General features: G+C 45.5%; 17 protein-coding genes. 11 read left to right on the top strand and 6 right to left on the bottom strand.

Going from position 1 to position 16907, the window contains the following annotated elements; translation table 11 throughout:
• Nucleotides 1-28 precede the first annotated feature (28 nt).
• Entirely contained in the window at nucleotides 29-526 is a 498-nt protein-coding gene (locus ACYVGR_RS18030) for a cupin domain-containing protein (RefSeq protein ID WP_460959150.1), read from the top strand.
• Here ACYVGR_RS18030 and ACYVGR_RS18025 read toward each other — a convergent pair.
• From ACYVGR_RS18025 to ACYVGR_RS18015, 3 genes are all read right to left on the bottom strand, one after another.
• Complete coding sequence (locus ACYVGR_RS18025; protein ID WP_460959148.1) at nucleotides 519-1589, bottom strand: hypothetical protein; 1071 nt, start codon at nucleotides 1587-1589, stop codon at nucleotides 519-521. The two genes, ACYVGR_RS18030 and ACYVGR_RS18025, sit on opposite strands and share 8 nt — an antisense overlap.
• Nucleotides 1570-2193, bottom strand: a complete 624-nt coding sequence (locus tag ACYVGR_RS18020; RefSeq protein WP_460959146.1) for a hypothetical protein — start codon at nucleotides 2191-2193, stop codon at nucleotides 1570-1572. The genes ACYVGR_RS18025 and ACYVGR_RS18020 overlap by 20 nt, the downstream gene beginning before the upstream one ends.
• Nucleotides 2194-2267: 74 nt before the next feature.
• Nucleotides 2268-2855 (bottom strand): RNA polymerase sigma factor, encoded by a 588-nt coding sequence (locus ACYVGR_RS18015; RefSeq protein WP_460959386.1) that lies wholly within the window; start codon nucleotides 2853-2855, stop codon nucleotides 2268-2270.
• A 160-nt stretch (nucleotides 2856-3015) separates the two neighbouring features.
• On the opposite strand from ACYVGR_RS18015, the gene ACYVGR_RS18010 reads away from it, so the two are divergent.
• The 7 genes from ACYVGR_RS18010 (at nucleotide 3016) to ACYVGR_RS17980 (ending at nucleotide 9528) form a co-directional block, all read left to right on the top strand.
• Nucleotides 3016-3456: a hypothetical protein gene (locus ACYVGR_RS18010; protein ID WP_460959144.1), complete on the top strand. Its 441-nt coding sequence runs from the start codon at nucleotides 3016-3018 to the stop codon at nucleotides 3454-3456.
• A 117-nt stretch (nucleotides 3457-3573) separates the two neighbouring features.
• Nucleotides 3574-5877, top strand: coding sequence for an ATP-dependent helicase (locus tag ACYVGR_RS18005; RefSeq protein WP_460959142.1), 2304 nt, complete (start codon nucleotides 3574-3576; stop codon nucleotides 5875-5877).
• 41 nt (nucleotides 5878-5918) lie between these two features.
• Nucleotides 5919-6158: a type II toxin-antitoxin system HicB family antitoxin gene (locus tag ACYVGR_RS18000; protein WP_460959140.1), complete on the top strand. Its 240-nt coding sequence runs from the start codon at nucleotides 5919-5921 to the stop codon at nucleotides 6156-6158.
• Entirely contained in the window at nucleotides 6155-6361 is a 207-nt protein-coding gene (locus ACYVGR_RS17995; protein WP_460959138.1) for a type II toxin-antitoxin system HicA family toxin, read from the top strand. The genes ACYVGR_RS18000 and ACYVGR_RS17995 overlap by 4 nt, the downstream gene beginning before the upstream one ends.
• Before the next feature lie 98 nt (nucleotides 6362-6459).
• Nucleotides 6460-8082 (top strand): OmpA family protein, encoded by a 1623-nt coding sequence (locus ACYVGR_RS17990; RefSeq protein ID WP_460959384.1) that lies wholly within the window; start codon nucleotides 6460-6462, stop codon nucleotides 8080-8082.
• 139 nt (nucleotides 8083-8221) lie between these two features.
• Nucleotides 8222-9088 carry a transglutaminase domain-containing protein gene (locus tag ACYVGR_RS17985; RefSeq protein WP_460959136.1) on the top strand — a complete coding sequence of 289 codons (867 nt, stop codon included), beginning with the start codon at nucleotides 8222-8224 and terminating at the stop codon, nucleotides 9086-9088.
• A 2-nt stretch (nucleotides 9089-9090) separates the two neighbouring features.
• Complete coding sequence (locus ACYVGR_RS17980) at nucleotides 9091-9528, top strand: hypothetical protein (RefSeq protein WP_460959134.1); 438 nt, start codon at nucleotides 9091-9093, stop codon at nucleotides 9526-9528.
• An 81-nt stretch (nucleotides 9529-9609) separates the two neighbouring features.
• On the opposite strand, the gene ACYVGR_RS17975 is transcribed toward ACYVGR_RS17980, so the two are convergent.
• Nucleotides 9610-10557: a hypothetical protein gene (locus tag ACYVGR_RS17975; protein ID WP_460959132.1), complete on the bottom strand. Its 948-nt coding sequence runs from the start codon at nucleotides 10555-10557 to the stop codon at nucleotides 9610-9612.
• A gap of 381 nt (nucleotides 10558-10938) precedes the next feature.
• Here ACYVGR_RS17975 and ACYVGR_RS17970 point away from each other — a divergent pair, with 381 nt between their 5' ends.
• Together ACYVGR_RS17970 and ACYVGR_RS17965 are read left to right on the top strand one after the other, a co-directional pair.
• On the top strand, nucleotides 10939-11754 hold the full coding sequence (locus ACYVGR_RS17970; protein WP_460959130.1) for an Fpg/Nei family DNA glycosylase: 816 nt from the start codon (nucleotides 10939-10941) through the stop codon (nucleotides 11752-11754).
• 54 nt (nucleotides 11755-11808) lie between these two features.
• The gene (locus ACYVGR_RS17965; RefSeq protein WP_460959128.1) at nucleotides 11809-12669 is read left to right on the top strand and encodes a pirin family protein; all 861 of its coding nucleotides are present in this window, start codon (nucleotides 11809-11811) and stop codon (nucleotides 12667-12669) included.
• A gap of 106 nt (nucleotides 12670-12775) precedes the next feature.
• Here ACYVGR_RS17965 and ACYVGR_RS17960 read toward each other — a convergent pair whose 3' ends face one another.
• Nucleotides 12776-13987 (bottom strand): DNA polymerase Y family protein, encoded by a 1212-nt coding sequence (locus ACYVGR_RS17960; RefSeq protein ID WP_460959126.1) that lies wholly within the window; start codon nucleotides 13985-13987, stop codon nucleotides 12776-12778.
• Between the two features lie 210 nt (nucleotides 13988-14197).
• Between ACYVGR_RS17960 and ACYVGR_RS17955 the strand changes: the two genes are divergently transcribed.
• Nucleotides 14198-14875, top strand: coding sequence for a LexA family transcriptional regulator (locus ACYVGR_RS17955; protein WP_460959124.1), 678 nt, complete (start codon nucleotides 14198-14200; stop codon nucleotides 14873-14875).
• 89 nt (nucleotides 14876-14964) lie between these two features.
• Here ACYVGR_RS17955 and ACYVGR_RS17950 read toward each other — a convergent pair whose 3' ends face one another.
• On the bottom strand, nucleotides 14965-16740 hold the full coding sequence (locus tag ACYVGR_RS17950) for an ABC transporter ATP-binding protein (protein ID WP_460959122.1): 1776 nt from the start codon (nucleotides 16738-16740) through the stop codon (nucleotides 14965-14967).
• Between the last annotated feature and the right edge of the window lie 167 nt (nucleotides 16741-16907).

The following is a 16907-nucleotide window of genomic DNA, read 5'->3' as shown; positions in this document are numbered from 1 at the left end:
TCACTCATTCTATCATTCAACATTACCCATGACCGCTGCTGATTACGTCCGAACGCTCAACATGCACCCTCACCCTGAGGGCGGCTATTTTGCAGAAACTTATCGTTCTGCCGAAGCGATTTCGAAGGAAGCTTTACCCAACCGCTTTAGCGGGGATCGGTCAGTTAGTACAGCCATTTACTTTTTGCTCGAGAGTCATCATATCTCGGCGCTTCATCGCATTCAATCCGACGAAGTATGGCATTTTTATGCGGGCGGACCACTAGAGGTTTTTGTTATTTCGCCAGCTGGAGAGTTGACCGTTATTCGGCTTGGTAACCGCCTGGATCAGGGCCAGGTATTTCAGGCCGTTGTTCCAGCCGGGTGCTGGTTTGGCTCAAAGCCAGCTATGGGCACCGATTTTTCATTAGTAGGCTGTACGGTAGCCCCTGGATTCGATTTTGCCGACTTTGAGATGGCAGACCGGATGACCTTACTCCAGGAACTCCCTCAACACAAGGCTGTAATTGAACTACTAACTACCTGAAATTCACATTCCCAAATCTGGATACCACTTTTACCTTAGTGCCGTTACCGCTTCCTACTTTGCCAATATATTGCTTAGTAAGCTTAGGCCCCCGATGATTGTCATTATCATTCGGCTGACTTGTAAAGTGCATTGTTGAGCCCGAATCGTAATTGAAGTTTCCGTAGCTAACCGTCACATCGAAATCGCAGTCGTTGTTGTGATCCAGCGGCAGCGCTACGGAAGAGTAAGAAGCCTGAATATCGACATTATCCACCGTCTTAGGCATCTGATCGATACGGAAACCTCCCGAAAAGCCGAGTTTAATCTTCCCGGATTCGCGTAACGTTCCAATTTTGGCGCCCGAGTAGTCAATGTCTGCGTTCAGCTTGCCGACATTGCCGATATTCATTTTACCAAATTTATTGACCAACTCTAACACGTTAACCTTTTCCAGTTCGAGGTTGCCGTACGAAATTCTTAGCTTTCCTTCATCCAATGAACGAATATCGGCCTTCCCGTACGCTACATCAATATCGTTCTGGCGACTCGTCAGGTCTTCGGCGCTAAAGTTTCCGTATCGACTATAGATCGTTAAGGGTGCCTGAAAGGCGGGTACACTTGTATTGCCAAACTTATTCCGCACGGTTAATGCATTTCGCTTGGGCATCATCACGTCATAATTAATTTTGACATAATTGCGCTCGCCACCATCTTTCCATTTCCCGAAACTCCAGTTCGATACGCTACTCTGGCTAAAATTCGTCCGAACCAGAATTTGATCGCCACTGCGCTTTTCTTCAATAGAAACAGCATCTATGAATTTCTGTACACGCTCGTCGGAATCGGAATTGGCGACGATTGTTATCTGCACTCGGATCTCATTTTTATCCCACAATCCAATCTTGACCTCACCAAATTGATTGTCGACAACCAGTTGATCTTTACTGTCCACATCAAATAGTTTGATAATGGTCTTTTTCTTTTCAATTGAGCTTTCGCTCTCACCGACGTCAATCGGCTCCCCAGCCCAGGTGAGTAATGGGCCGAGTACAAATAAGATACTAAACAGGATTCGTTTCATTGGTTTGTTGTTTAATGCGGTCAATAACACGCAACTGTTCATTAAGCAGGTTAATCTGAAGTTGTAGATTCTGAATCATGGCCTGAATCAACAGTTCCTGATTCGGATTCTTTGGCAAATCAGCTTTAAGCGCCTTGTATGAGTTTTCCAGCCGATTAAGATCGGTGGCAAACTCCTGATACAATGCCGGATTGTCTTCCGTCATTTGTTTCAGTTCAGCACGCTTATCGTCAATTAGCTGCGTATAATGCACAACTTCTTTGGCATAAGTCGGATTGGCAGCTACCACTTCAGGCTGATGCGCCACCCCATACCGCTGGTTCATATAAAAAAAGCAACCAGCCAGCAATAGGACAGCAATAGAAGCCGCCACGCGCCAATCCAGCGTAGGCCAGCCAATTTGTCGTCCACTCGTCAGCGAACGATTTTTATGCACTTCCAGAAACGGCGAAGCGATGCTCGGTCCAGCCTGTTGAGGTAGCGTCTTATCCAAACTGGATTTGTCAAGACCCGCTTCTAATTTTTTCCATAGATCAACCGGGGGCTCTCGATCAAAGGCCTCATGGTTGTCTCGTACAAAGCGTTCAAGTTTATCCTTTTTCATATGTGTGTCGACTTCCTTTAGGATTGTCGCGGTGTTGGTAAGTAAAACGTCCAGTCAATAATCGTTCAGCTTTATTATAGTAATTCCAGCAAACGTTTTTTCCCTCGCAGGTATTGCGTTCGCGATGTTGTCTCACTTATATTCAATACGTTACCTATTTCTTCGTGGTCGTAGCCCTCAAATAAATAGAGTGACAATACAACCCGATAGCCTTCCGGCAACAATTGCATAGCCCGGCGAACCCGCTCCACTTCCAGTTGAACGCCTTCCTCATCGTACGGCTCAACATCAGCCAGATCAGGTCCGTCGTCTTCACCAAAGCGATGCGACTCGATATCTACCAACTCTAACCGTCGGCTACGGAGATGGTTTATAGCTCGGTTCACAACAATTTGCTTCAACCACGCCCCAAACGTACTCTGCCCACGAAACGAATTGATATGACCAAACGCGTCCATAAAAGCCTCCTGTAAAACGTCTTCGGCTTCGGCTTCGTGATTCAGAATCCGCAGGCACACGTTATACATCGCCTTCACGTAATGCTGGTAAAGCTCATACTGAGCCCGTCGCTCGCCCTGTTGGCAGCGTTTGACCAGTTCAGCATGACGGTCAGGGTACGGCGGTCGGGAAGCCGCATCTCCGACGTTTCGGTTCGATTCCAACAGGTTCAGCGTCTCGTTATCGTTTAAGTCAGATTGCAATCAGGAGAAAGATGCAGGAAAGTTGAAGATGTTGCACAATAATTTAGAAAAATTACGCGTTTTTGCATCTCCTCGTTCTAAATGGCGTTTTTCTGTGTATAAACACACAATTTACACGATTATGTACGAACAAAAGTATAATCCGCCCTTTATGGTCCATGATGATGGGACTAACTCACCCTACGATCATCAGCGCATCATCAGCAAACTCACGGTTGAGCTAGGAGTTCTGTACTATCATAAACAGACAATATCTCTTATTCCACTTCCAGAAACGCCCTTGGATGAAGGACCGGGCTATCCAGTACCTGATGTAATTCTGTTTGATGAGAAAACAGAACAAACTCGTGTTATTATTGAAGTTTGTGCAAACCGTGGTTTTAGGAACGATCTACGTAAGGTTATTCGCTTAATTGAAGATGACGACTACGGAATTTTGGAAGGGTTTCTTTACAATTATAAAACCCATGAATGGCTTCGTTACCGAAAAGGCGACGGCGGTGTAGCTATAGCCTCGTCGGTTTCAGACGTAATGGGCGTTGATTTAGGGCCGATGTTATAATTGCTCACTCCTTTACTTAGCGTGTCGCTTGCTCCCTTCTGTTGACGTCATTCTCCATCTCCCCTAGCAAATTTTTTCCTACTTTTACTTGTTATAGAAGGAAGAGAAACGAGCGGAATGGTTGATTATATTTCTGGATTAAATGACCCTCAGCGGGAAGCCGTCATGCACGGCAGTGGCCCGCTAATGATTATAGCTGGTGCTGGCTCGGGAAAAACCCGTGTTCTGACGTACCGGATTGCCCACCTGATTGACAATGGAGTTGATCCCTTTCGAATTTTATCGCTGACGTTTACCAATAAGGCTGCTGGCGAAATGCGCCATCGGATCGAAAAAGTTGTTGGTACAGAAGCGCGGAATATCTGGATGGGTACGTTCCACTCCGTATTTGCTAAGATTTTACGCATCGAAGCCAAAGCGATTGGTTATACCAGCAATTTCTCCATTTATGATAGCGATGACTCTAAATCGCTTTTGCGGAGTATCATTAAAGAAATGGCGCTGGACGATAAGGTGTATCGTGTCAACAGCGTTTTTAGCCGAATTTCAGGCGCCAAGAACCGTCTAATTGGTCCAGATGATTATTTGAATAATTCGGTTATTCAGGCCGACGACGAGTCGGCGCGGATGCCGCATATTGGCAAAATCTACAAGCAGTATGCACTTCGGTGTTTTGCGGCTAATGCCATGGATTTTGATGATCTGTTATTCAATACAAATGTGTTGTTCCGCGATCATTTAGATATTCTGAATAAATACCAGCACAAGTTTCAGTACGTAATGGTCGATGAGTTTCAGGATACCAACGTATCGCAGTATCTCATCACCCGAAAACTGGCGGCTGTTCACCAGAACATTTGTATTGTGGGCGACGATGCCCAGAGTATTTACGCGTTCCGGGGTGCCAACATCGAGAACATCCTGAATTTCCAGCGTGATTATGGTAAAGAAAATGTCAAGATCGTAAAGCTGGAGGAGAATTACCGATCGACGAATACCATTGTCCAGGCGGCAAACTCCATTATTGCCCGCAATAAAAATCAGTTGGAAAAGCACGTCTTTACGTCCAACGAAGAAGGTCCACTAATCGACGTAATCAAGGCATCGTCGGACAACGAAGAAGGGCGGTTGGTAGCCTCAGCCATTTTTGAGGCAAAGATGAACGAATCGCTCGTAAACAACGACTTCGCGATTCTGTATCGGACCAATGCCCAGTCGCGGGCGTTTGAAGAAGCCCTGCGCAAAGTGAGCCTTAAATACCGCATTATTGGGGGCTTGTCTTTCTACCAGCGCAAAGAGATTAAAGACCTGATTGCTTACCTGCGCTTTGTAGTTAACCAGCAGGACGAAGAAGCCTTCAAGCGGATTATCAATCTGCCCAAACGAGGAATCGGCGATACGACCATTGCTAAACTTAGCGTTATTGCCGCCGAACAGCAGGATTCTATCTGGGAAATTGTGGCCAACATCACCAAGTATGTTGCTGGTCGTGCTTCGTTTGCCATCGAGAACTTCGCCACGTTGATCAAGAGCTTCAAATTGCTGCTCGATCAGAAAGATGCGTTTGAAGTAGCCTCCCATATCGCCAAAACGTCGGGCTTATTGAAAGAGCTTTACGATGACAAAACGGTTGAAGGGCTGGCCCGCTACGAAAACGTCCAAGAATTGCTGAACGCCATTAAGGAGTTTGTCGATAATCCTGATAACGAAGATAAAAGCCTTGCCACCTTTCTACAGTCGGTCTCGCTGCTTACTACCGCCGATGAGAAGGAAGACGACGGTGATAACGACCGAATCACCTTAATGACCATCCACTCAGCTAAAGGATTGGAATTCAAAAACGTGCATATCGTTGGTTTAGAAGAAGATCTCTTTCCCAGCCAGATGATGCTCGAAAGCCGAAATGACCTAGAAGAAGAACGTCGATTGTTTTATGTGGCCATTACCCGTGCCGAAAAGCGGTTGACGATTTCTTACGCCGAAACACGCTACCATTATGGTCGACTAAAAATGTGCGAACCAAGTCGGTTTCTGATGGAAATCGATCAGAAATACATGAAAATGTCGAAACAACGATCGGCCCCAAGCCGCCTGGACTTCGACCGGCCTGAGCGCCCTAATCGGGATCGCAGCGAAAGTACGTCAACGGGGTCAATGGCCTTTGTTCGCTCATTAGCGCAGAAAACAGCCCAACGACAAACTCCTCAGCAGGCCGCTTCGCATACGCCTTCGCCCGATTTCGCGCCCACCAGCACAGCAGAATTGGCGTCTGGACAACGGGTTGAACATGCTAAATTTGGTTTTGGTACGGTAAAAAAAGTAGAGATTAACGGCACTGAACGTAAAGCCACTATCCAGTTTGAGCAAGTGGGCGAAAAAGTGTTGTTGCTGAGCTTCGCGAAGTTGCGGATTGTGCTATAAATGAGAGTAATAAAGAGAAGTTAAACAGATTTGCTTGATTTATGAAAACATTACAATATCGGCTGATTTTAACCCCAGAACCAGAAGGTGGCTATACTGTGAGAGTACCCGCTATTCGTGGTTGTGTTACCTATGGCGAAACGATTGAAGAAGCTATTGCAATGGCAAAAGACGCCATTGAAGGATGCCTGGAAGTTTTGAAAGAAGAAGGGCAACCTATCCCACCCGATGATAGTGAGACATTAGAGTACTCATTAAACCTGACGACTGAGTTGGTATGAATTTATCGCCTAAACGGCTTATAAGAATTCTGGAAGAAAACGGTTTTTTTTTAAAGCGAATGGGGAAAGGCAGTCACCACATTTATTACAATCCTGATACAAAGATTACGGTTCCTGTTCCCGTTCATGGAAAGGACATGAAAAAAGGGACATTTCTGGGTATCTTAAAAGATGCAGGTATTGACACAGCAAATCTGGACTGATAATTGATTGTTCTGACGAATAGGTCTTTCCAACCGAATACAAAATCTTCACACTCCATCGTTCTCCTTCAAAGCACCTCACTATCCGTGTGACTTCCATGAATGCCCTCGGCACCTTTACGACCTGTTTGCTGCTATTCACCCCGCTGTTTACGAATGCCCAGCCCAAGCCAGATTCAACCGGCACTAAAGTTGAAAATCTTGGCAGTCAGGTTAATTCGGAATACAATGAGATTAATCCGATGATTTCGCCGGATGGAAAAACCTTGTATTACGCCCGGATCAGCCACCCTAATAATACGCATGGTGTGAAAGGAAGTCAGGACATTTGGTACTCTGACCTTGATGCAGCCAGTGGAAAATGGGGCCCTGCCCGTCGTATGGGTTTCCCGCTCAATAAGGACGAATATAATTGCGCCTATAGCATAACCCCCGATGGCCAAACAATGCTCATTAAAGGGCAGTACAACAATGGGAATTACGAAACCCGTGGGTTTTCGCTAAGCAAGAAAACGGCTAATGGCTGGTCGCCACCGCAGAAAATGGATATTCCCAACTATGTCAACATGAGTAAGGGGCAGTTCGACTGTGGGTTCATGTCGGCAGATGGGAAGGTCTTGTTGATGGCCTTTAGCGAGAAGAAGAATAGCAAGGAAGACGATCTCTACGTTAGTTTCCGGCAAAAAGACGGCTCCTGGACAAAGCCAATGGAACTTGGTCCAGAGGTAAATACCAAGTTCACCGAAACGACCCCATTTCTGGCGCCCGATGGCGCTACGCTCTATTTCTCAAGCAATCGGGAAGGGGGTTTAGGCAGCAATGATATTTACGTTTGTAAGCGGGTTGACAAAACCTGGAAGCACTGGTCGAAACCTGTTAATCTCGGCCCTAATGTCAACACGGATGGCTATGACGCTTATTATACCCTGGCCGCTTCGGGCGATTATGCTTATCTGACTACGTTCAAAAATACACTCGGTAAAGGTGATATTGTCCGGGTTAAACTTAGCGACGATCGTCCGACCAACCAACCTGGCAAATTGGGAGGAGGAGGTGATGATGTGGCTGGTAAAGGAGATGTAACCCGGCCCGATCCGGTTGCCCTGATTAGCGGAAAAGTGGTAGACCAGGTAACAGGTAAGCCTATTGAAGCCAGAATTGTTTATCAGACACTACCCGATGGCACCGAAGCAGGCGAAGCCACTTCTGATCCACTCACAGGCGAATACAAAATTATATTGCCCTATGGTCAGAAATATGCGATTCGGGCTATTGCCAAAGATTTCATTGCCATTGGAGAAAATATTGATCTAACTCAATCAAAAGCCTTTCAGGAAATTAAGGGTAAAGAATTGAAATTGTTAGAAATAAAGCCGGGTGCTGTAATCCCTCTGAATAATATTTTCTTCGACACCGGGAAAGCAGAGTTACGACCAGAATCCAGTCCAGAACTTGACCGACTGGTCACGAATCTGAATGAAGCTCCGAAAATGACTATAGAAGTACGCGGTCATACGGATAACACAGGATCGAATGAAATCAATAACAAACTCTCGCAGGATCGTGCAGATGCTGTTCGGGAGTATTTTATCAGCAAAGGCATTGAACCTGACCGTATTGCCAGCAAAGGCTTAGGGGAATCGAAACCCATTGCAACAAACGATACTGAAGAAGGTCGTCAGAAAAACCGACGAGTTGAATTCGTGATTGTAAAGAAGTAATTATCAACCCAGATAGCTATGTGTCGGTGATTTTTGTCAGCAAAACACCAACATCGGGTATCAACTTACAGTTATCTGGTAAGGCAAGCTGCGCTATCACTGGTTTGCCTCTTTAAACACTCTTCATTTAGATCATACTATGCAACTCAACGCTGGCTGTGAACTTTCATTTCATGCCCAAACGCCAACTCCTTTAGTGTTAATGCTTCGTCCGCGTTCGGGGGCGGGGCAATGGATTATTCGGGAAGAATACCAGATTACGCCTACGGTTAACGTGACCGAATTTACCGATATGTACGGCAATTTATGCCAGCGAGTAGTCGCTCCGGAAGGCCCATTTTCAATTCACTTTTCGGCCACAGTCCAAACTGCCGATTTGATTGACGTGGCCCCGGGTGCCCCTTATACGCCTGTTGAAGACCTCCCGGATGATGTTCTGCATTACACCTTACCCAGTCGCTATTGCCAGTCAGATCAACTAGGCAATTTGGCCAGCGACATTACGAAAGATGCTGAAGCCGGTTATGACCAGGCCGAAGCCATACGCAAGTGGATTCACGAGAACATCACCTATCAATACGGCACTAGCAATGCCAGCACATCAGCTGTTGATACAGCCAATAGTCGGATTGGAGTTTGCCGTGATTTTACCCATCTTGGTATTTCCCTTTGTCGGGCATTAAATATTCCGGCCCGTATGGTCGTTGGTTATTTATACCAACTCGATCCGATGGACTTACATGCGTGGTTTGAAGCCTACGTAGATGGCCGCTGGTTTACATTCGACGCTACCCAGGAACAACCACGCGGTAATCGTATTACGGTAGCTTATGGTCGCGATGCAGCCGATGTAGCCTTCACGACTCAATTTGGACCAATGCAGTTGAACAATATGAAAGTGTGGGTCGATACGGCACAGAATGACGCGGACGAAAGTGGGAAAAAGATGGAGGAGTTTCCAACGATTTCTAACTCCGCCGGGTCCATGAATCAAAACAGTAACTAATAATGAAAAAGCAACTGCTTTTCTGTGCGTTTGTCGGAACCATGACCGCTTGTCAGCGCGAGACAGATATTCAGCCCACCTCTGCAACACTGGCAGGAGAAGTAGCAGGCACCTATCGAACAAACGTCTACCTTGACCCATCTCGCGTAGCGATTCCGACAGAGCAGATGCCCTATACAGAACTGAAAGCAGAATCGGATACTAGTGTTACGCTAGTATATAATACACAATACTTAACCCCAACTAGCCAGGCTATTCAGCATGTGCGATTGAGCCGCCAGGCCGATTTGATTCAATTGCTGGTAGCTGATTCAAGTATTGGTACACTACAGACCGATCGAGTCTTCACGAACGATGGCATGGAAAAACAGGGAAAACTGTTGCGCGTAAATATTCAGACTGATTCGAAAACCCGGCTAAACTTTGCTGGCGTTAAATAGAAATTCACTGATTTTAAAGCCTATAAAAAATGGCGACTCCGTTGGGAGCCGCCATTTTTTATAGGCTTGGTTTCGAAACGCCTATCGAACTGCAAATTCACCCGAACCGATCCGGAATCCTTCCGAGTACAATTCTACCGTGTATTTGCCTGGTTTGTAAGGCAATCCACGCGAATAAAGCAGTTCAACATTTTGGCCGTTGCTCGTGTAGTTCACCGTTTGTTTGGTGGTATAAATGGTTTCGTTTCCATCTACCGTAAACGTACCTGAACCGTTAGCCATATCCGACACAACTGCCCCTGATGGGTCAAGCACGCGAACAAATACATCTTTCGGTTCTTCTTTGGTCAGCGGATTATCCTGCAACGTGTAAACCAGTTTGATTTTGTCTAACCGTTTCGCTTTGTACGAATCATCTTCTTTTACTTTTCCTTTGGCATTAACCGCAAATACTTTTACGTTCTGCGCCTTCAACGCTGCCGCACGGGTAACTTTATTCGTCAAATCCTGATTTTGCGATTGTACTTCCGCTACAACGGTAGTTACCGAGTCCCGGAATTGCTGCCCTTTTACTTTCAGGCCAGTATTTTCTTCATCCAATGTTTTCACATTCGATGCCAGCGTTACGTTTTCGCGCTGTAGGTTGGCAATCAGCGTATCTTTTTCAACCAGGAACGCTTCGTACTGCTTGATTTTCGCTTCGTATTTCGCGATTGAAATGCGGTTACCTTTTTTCAGGCTCGCTTTATCTTCTTCCAATTGCGCTTTCATTTTCTCTAACTCCGAAACGTCACCACCTAACTTCTGTACTTCGGCAATTTTAGCGTCTAATGCCGTCGAGATCGAATCGAGTTTAACCCGAGTGGTTGACAGTTCTTCGACGCGTTCTGATATAGTGACTTCCTGATTTTCAGAAACCTTTTTCTGATCGAAATACAGATAACTTGATACTCCGGCTAAACCTGTCATAATAATCAGAGCAGCCAGAAGAGCGCCATTTGTTTTTGGCTTTTGCGAATTATTTTCCATTTCAAATTTTCAGTTTAACGATTAAACATGCACAGACTTGTAAAAAAAGCCGCTTTCGCGGTTGTGTAGAGGTTGTTACATCTAACAAGGATGTTGAATGAAAAAATAAAATTCGACTACAGAAAAATAGAATTTACTCTTCAATCAATACTAACGGAACGCCATCTAGCAAGCCAGTATTGTAGCCAACAACAGGTTGTACTCGAAAAAGGTTTTTTTTACACTTACCAGAAGCAGCAAAAATAGCCAATGATTATCAGCAAGATAGACCGTAGGATAAATATTAAATTTAGCCATCTATGAACTATGTAATTCTGTGCTCTCGATTTACTCCTTATAACAACCCGAACCTCAACTGGTTACTAGGTAAACCCTTTTGCAATGCCAGAACTTCCGGAGGTCGAAATCAGACGCCAATATCTCGAAACCTCATCGCTTCATCAGCCTATTGCTCACATTGAAGTGGAGGATAGAAAACTACTTACAATCGACTATAATACCCTGGTAGCTGCCTTAATCGGACGTCAGTTTATAGGGACACACCGGGTTGGAAAGAATCTTTTTATCCTAACCGACGCACCCGATGTGATCGTCCATATGCATTTTGGCATGACCGGCGATCTGGAATATTACCATTCGTCAATTGATCGACCCAGGTTTGCCCGAATCGTATTCGAGTTTACGAATGGATTTAACCTTGGTTTCCTATGTCCCCGGAAATTCGAGCGAATAGGCTTGATCGACGATATTGACGCTTTTCTGAAACGAAAGAAAATCGGGGAAGATGGACTTTCAATTTCCTTAAATGAGTTAACCGCGAAAATTCAGCCTAAAAAGGCTTTTATAAAGCCAGTTCTGCTTGATCAGCAAGTAGTGGCCGGGTTGGGAAACTGGATTGTCGATGAAGTATTGTTTCAAGCCTACATCCATCCCGAACAACGGGCCAATACGCTTTCAGCGCATCAGTTCAATCAATTGCACAAGGCTATTCGGCTCGTATTGGAAACAGCTATTCGCTACGAAGCTACGTATCGAGATTTTCCGAGCAGCTTTTTAATTCATGTTCGCGAGTGGGACGATTCACCCTATGATGATGTGGAAGCCCATAAATTTTGCCCTCGTTGTGGTACTCGTATCGAACGCTCGGAAGTAGGTGGTCGAACAACTTTCTTTTGCCCTAAAGAACAGGTCGTTTAAATGAACTTGCGAAAGCAATAACCTGTTAGTGTATTAAATGTATATACATTTAATATGGCAACGCAACGAACAATTTCCACTATAAATACCGCTACTCCCAACAGTGTTGGAGATGGTTTTATCGGTTTAAATGCTTTTCACCCACAAGGATCACGCCCATATAATCCGTTTTTGCTGTTAGATCATCATGGTCCTATGCAGGTGAAACCTTCCAATCGACCTAAAGGCGTTGATCAGCATCCACATCGAGGCTTTGAGACTGTAACGATTGTTTATGAGGGTGCTTTAGAACATCGCGATTCTGCCGGGAATTACGGAAAACTCTTTGCGGGCGATGTGCAATGGATGACGGCGGCATCGGGCATTATCCACGAAGAAAAACATGAAAAGGAGTTTTCTCGTCAGGGCGGCCAGCTGGATTTCGTACAGTTGTGGGTGAATCTACCTGCTAAAGACAAAAAGAGTCCGCCCAAATACCAGGATATTGCCGCGTCGAAAATCCAAACAACAGGGTTACCCAATGGCGGTAAACTTCGGGTTATTGCAGGCGAGTTGGCGGGTTTGAAAGGTCCGGCAAATACATTTAGTCCAATTATAGTGGCTGATTTAACACTGGTAAATGGCCAGTCGGAGACGCTGACGATTCCGAAGGAGTATTCGTTAATGGTCTATGTGCTAAGTGGCTCAGCCAAGCTGTTGGGCGAAACGATTGATCGTGGTCAAATTGCCTTGATGAATGCCGATGGGGATACAATCACACTGTCGACCAGTACCGACGCCAAATTACTTATTCTGGCCGGTGAGCCAATTCATGAGCCTTTGGCAGTTTACGGCCCGTTTGTTATGAATACCCGAGAAGAAATTCTGGAAGCATTCGAAGACTTTCAGAATGGGCGAATGGGCGTATTGAATTAAGTTGTAAGTCGGGTATTGTCAGGAGTAGTCAAGAATTGACAGGTATTGTCACTTATCAAATTTTGACTTTTTCTTTCTGACGATACCTGACAACATTTTGACAACCTCACAGATCCTTGATATTCCCGAAACCAATTACATCTCGATAAATGGGGTTATCCCGCAGCTCCGTTGCCCTAACCAGTTTATCGGCACCGAATTTCGTTTTGAGATCATAAAGTGTTTTACGAAGCGTATCTTTTCGACTATCCGTAGTGAACAAATTCAGTGGTACTACTTCAGCAGGAATGAACCGGAATACCACCAAAGACATACTCCGCAGGTGTTCATTCAAAACGGGTTCACAATTGTGAGCTGCCTGAAATTTCGCTAGTCGCTCCCTGATTATCTGATAAAGTTCCGGGCCATCCTGCTTGGGTTCCGAAAAATGCACTTCATAGTTATAGGTTTTACCGGTGTGGTATCGGCAGGAAAACGACATATCCTGACAGAAGAGCCCTTTATTCACCATTCGCCGTTCGAGGGTTAAACACAACGACTGTAACAATTCCTCCAAACGCTCGGTCGTTTGCCGTTGCTCGGTTGAGATCGTCCGCATAGCCGACATGCTTTTCAGCTCGTCATTGGTCGACAAATCAACCTCTCCCCCAAAATTCAGCCGCAAATGCCAGTGCCAGCCAACAATACTTTTGCAAACAGCTTGCAAATGGTTGGGCGAAGCATAGCGTAAATCCAGCGGAGTATGCACTCCTCCTGCCGCTAGGCGAGCAGCCATTCGATGACCAATTCCGGGCAAATCGGTTAACGTTAACGAACGTAAAACGTCATCAATCGTTTCGGGTGTGATAACGGTTAAACCATCAGGCTTCTGCACATCGGAAGCAAGCTTGGCCAGAAACACATTGGGAGCAATACCAATTGAACAGCGCAACCAATCGCCCACTTTTTTATTAATAGCCTGTTTAATAGACAGAGCCACCTGCCGCATGTCTTTATAAACCAATTGGTAATTTGTTAAGTCTACCACAGCCTCATCGATGCTCTTTGGTACAACATCGTCGGAAAAAGTCCGAAGTACCTCTACGATCTTAACATGGTACTCTCGATAGCGCCTGGGATGCGTTTCAACCGGAACCAGCTCCGGACAGAGTAGAATAGCCTGATCCAGACGCATACCCGTTTTTACACCTCGCAACTTAGCTTCTATCGAAGGCGCAATGACGCATCCGTGCCGCCCCGTATACACGCACACACCAACAGGCCGCCCACGCAGCCAGTAATTATCCTGTTGCTCACAGGACGCGAAAAAACTATTCATATCAATAAATAGCACAGTTGGACTAGTTTGTGTACTAATACGGTTCCGATTCATCTATTTTGGCTAAGAATATGGCTTTTCCCCTAGTCATTCGTCTGTATTTTTAGTATATTTGCTGTAATACAACCGCAATATATTTTACTTGTATTATATATGTCAACTATCTATCTGATAATGGCAGAAATTTGTTAAAAAAATATTGACACTATTGTGACTATCCAGGACCGACTAAAGCAGGTTTTCGATGCGTTGGGGATCACTATTTACCAGATAGCCAAGGAGTTAGGCGAAAACCCATCGAAATTTTATAATATTTTAAACGGCCGGGCCAAACCATCGTACGACACGATTATGAGTTTGCTGGCCTGTTATCCGCAGATCAGTGCAGATTTCCTGATCCGCGGTATTATGCCTGTGCTTAACCCGCCCGAAGGCAATGCTCAGTTGACGATCACCAATGATGATACGATTGAAGTACCGTTTGTGCCCGTAAAATTCTACGCCACCTTTGTTGAGAGTTATTCGGACACCATCAATATGGCCGATACGGAGTCATTCCGTGTCCGGAAGCCGTTGCTGAAAGGGCATAAAAATCCGGTTGTGCTGGAGATTTCAGGAAGTAGCATGACGCCACAGCTTATTCACGGAGCCAAAGTCTTAGCCGTTCCCATCAACGAGAATAACTGGGAATACCAGTCAGGCGGTGTTTATGCGGTCATGTATCGGGATTATTTTGTTGTTAAGCGAATTCGCGATAATGAGTTATTGACCCGCAAATACCTTACCCTCCACTCCGATAATCCTAATGGTGGCAATGTAACCGTGCCGCTCAGCGATATTCGTGGGCTTTGGAAAATTGTAGCGATTGTAGAGGCTCCAGTAGAATAAACTAGTCAGATATTGTCAGGGTTAGTCAAAAGTGGTCAAGTATTGTTTTGCAGTACTTGACCACTTTTGACTAACCCTGACTTAATTTTTTACCCTTCCGTTTGCATAACCTCTTTCTGATGGGCCCACATTTCCTGAAAAACAGCACTATGCTGGTGTAGGTCCGAAAAGCTTCCCTCATCAATGATTTTGCCTTCCTGCATAATATAAATGTAATCGAACAAGGGCAGCAGGTGAAGCCGGTGCAGCGTTGACACAAGGGCTTTATCGGCAAACTCCCGCAGGAGTCCCCGATAGATCGCCAACTCTGTTTTAGGGTCTACGCTACTCGTGGGCTCGTCTAGTAACACAATTTCGCTCGATCGGGCAGCTAATACGCCACGAGCCAGTGCCAATCGCTGCCGTTGTCCACCCGACAGATTCACTCCTTTCTCCTGAATATTCGTTTCAAGACCGTTTGGCAGTTGTTTCACCACTTCCGTAAAATGGGCAACCCGACACACTTCATTGACTTCATCATCGCCAAAGGGTAAACCGAGCGTAATATTATAGGAAATGGTATTCTCGAAAATTTCCGGCTCCTGCGGAAACAACGTTACCGTGTTGGCAACAGCGTTCAAATCAGGAATTGGCTGCCCATCGACCCGGACTGACAAACCCGGCTCAGGTAAATACAATCCTCGAAGCAAGGTTAGGAGCGTACTTTTACCAGAGCCACTTTCGCCAATAAACGCAACTCGCTTTCCTCTGCCTAACTGAATTTTCAGATCAACTAAATTAGGCACTTTATGAGTCGCTCCACTGGTTCGACCATGCGAAAAATTGAGTCCGCTAATGCTAATCGCCTGCCAACGTTCTGGTAGTGTTTCATATTCGGGCCGTTCATGACGGGCGTAGGCTTCACCAATGCCCCGAGCGGTTTGTACGTCCGTATTAAATTGAACAATTTGGGTATACTGCCAGGCCACATCATGAAACACACTCGTAAACTGATTGACATAACCTAGTAGAGTTACCAAACCGCCAATCAGAAACACCTGTCCGGGCACATAATGCTGATAAACATAGCCCATCGCCAGAACAATATAAATAAGGCCTACTAACATCGACGCCACAAACCATTTCCATTCGTTAATCTTTACCTGCCGCATAAAGGGCACAAAAACAAGCGATACTTTATTCGCCAATGCCTGCTGAATTCGCGCTTCCAGACGCAGGGTAATAACGGTAATAATATTCGACAGGCTGTCGAACAAAGTGGATGAAACGACGTGCTCTCGTTCGTTGGTTTCGTCAAGTGCTTTAATAAACGGTCTGTCGAAACGCAGAATGACATAAATAGTCAATGCCCCCAAAGCTACGCCGACCAGTCCAAAAGCTGGCGAGAAATACAGCATGGCACCAAATGAGAAAACAAATTTTGAGAGCGCCTGAAGGTAAATGAATCCATCCTGAAAAAACGTTTTGAGCGCGTCGTAGGCTTTACGAATTCGATTGATGGTGGCTCCACTATGGTGGTCTTTGTGCCAGCCGACGGGCAAATGTAAAGTCTGATGGAACAGTTCGTCCAGGAAATTACGACTCAAGTTGAAGGCCAACCGACGCTCCATAATCCGTGCCGGACCATGAAAAGCCCATTCCAGCACCTCCAGCCCAAAATACCCCCCAACATACAGCCAGACGACTTGTAATATATTCGTATCCTGTTGCTGAAGCTTCCCAATAAACCAGCCAAATAGCAACGGGCGTACAGCCGCAACCACATTGGCCATAATAAACATGAAATAAACGAGTAAGTACTGTCGCTTTTCCTGCCGGGCGTAGGTCCAGGCTATTCGGAGTAAGGCTATGTATGGGTTTTGCATGATTCCAAGTTAAAGGCTCATTTTCTGAAACGCAGCCAACCAGTAAAATGGACAAAAAAGGAGAATAGTTTCTATGATATTATTAGTCAAACCGTTGGTTTTCTGGTTGACTTTCAGTAATTTTGCGTCCTGATTTGCAAAGGGGTCATCTACCGTTTGTAGCGACC

The sequence above is a fragment of the Spirosoma litoris genome, assembly GCF_054776755.1.
The sequence above is the reverse complement of the archived record's forward strand: the minus strand, read 5'-3'. Positions and strand labels throughout refer to the sequence as shown.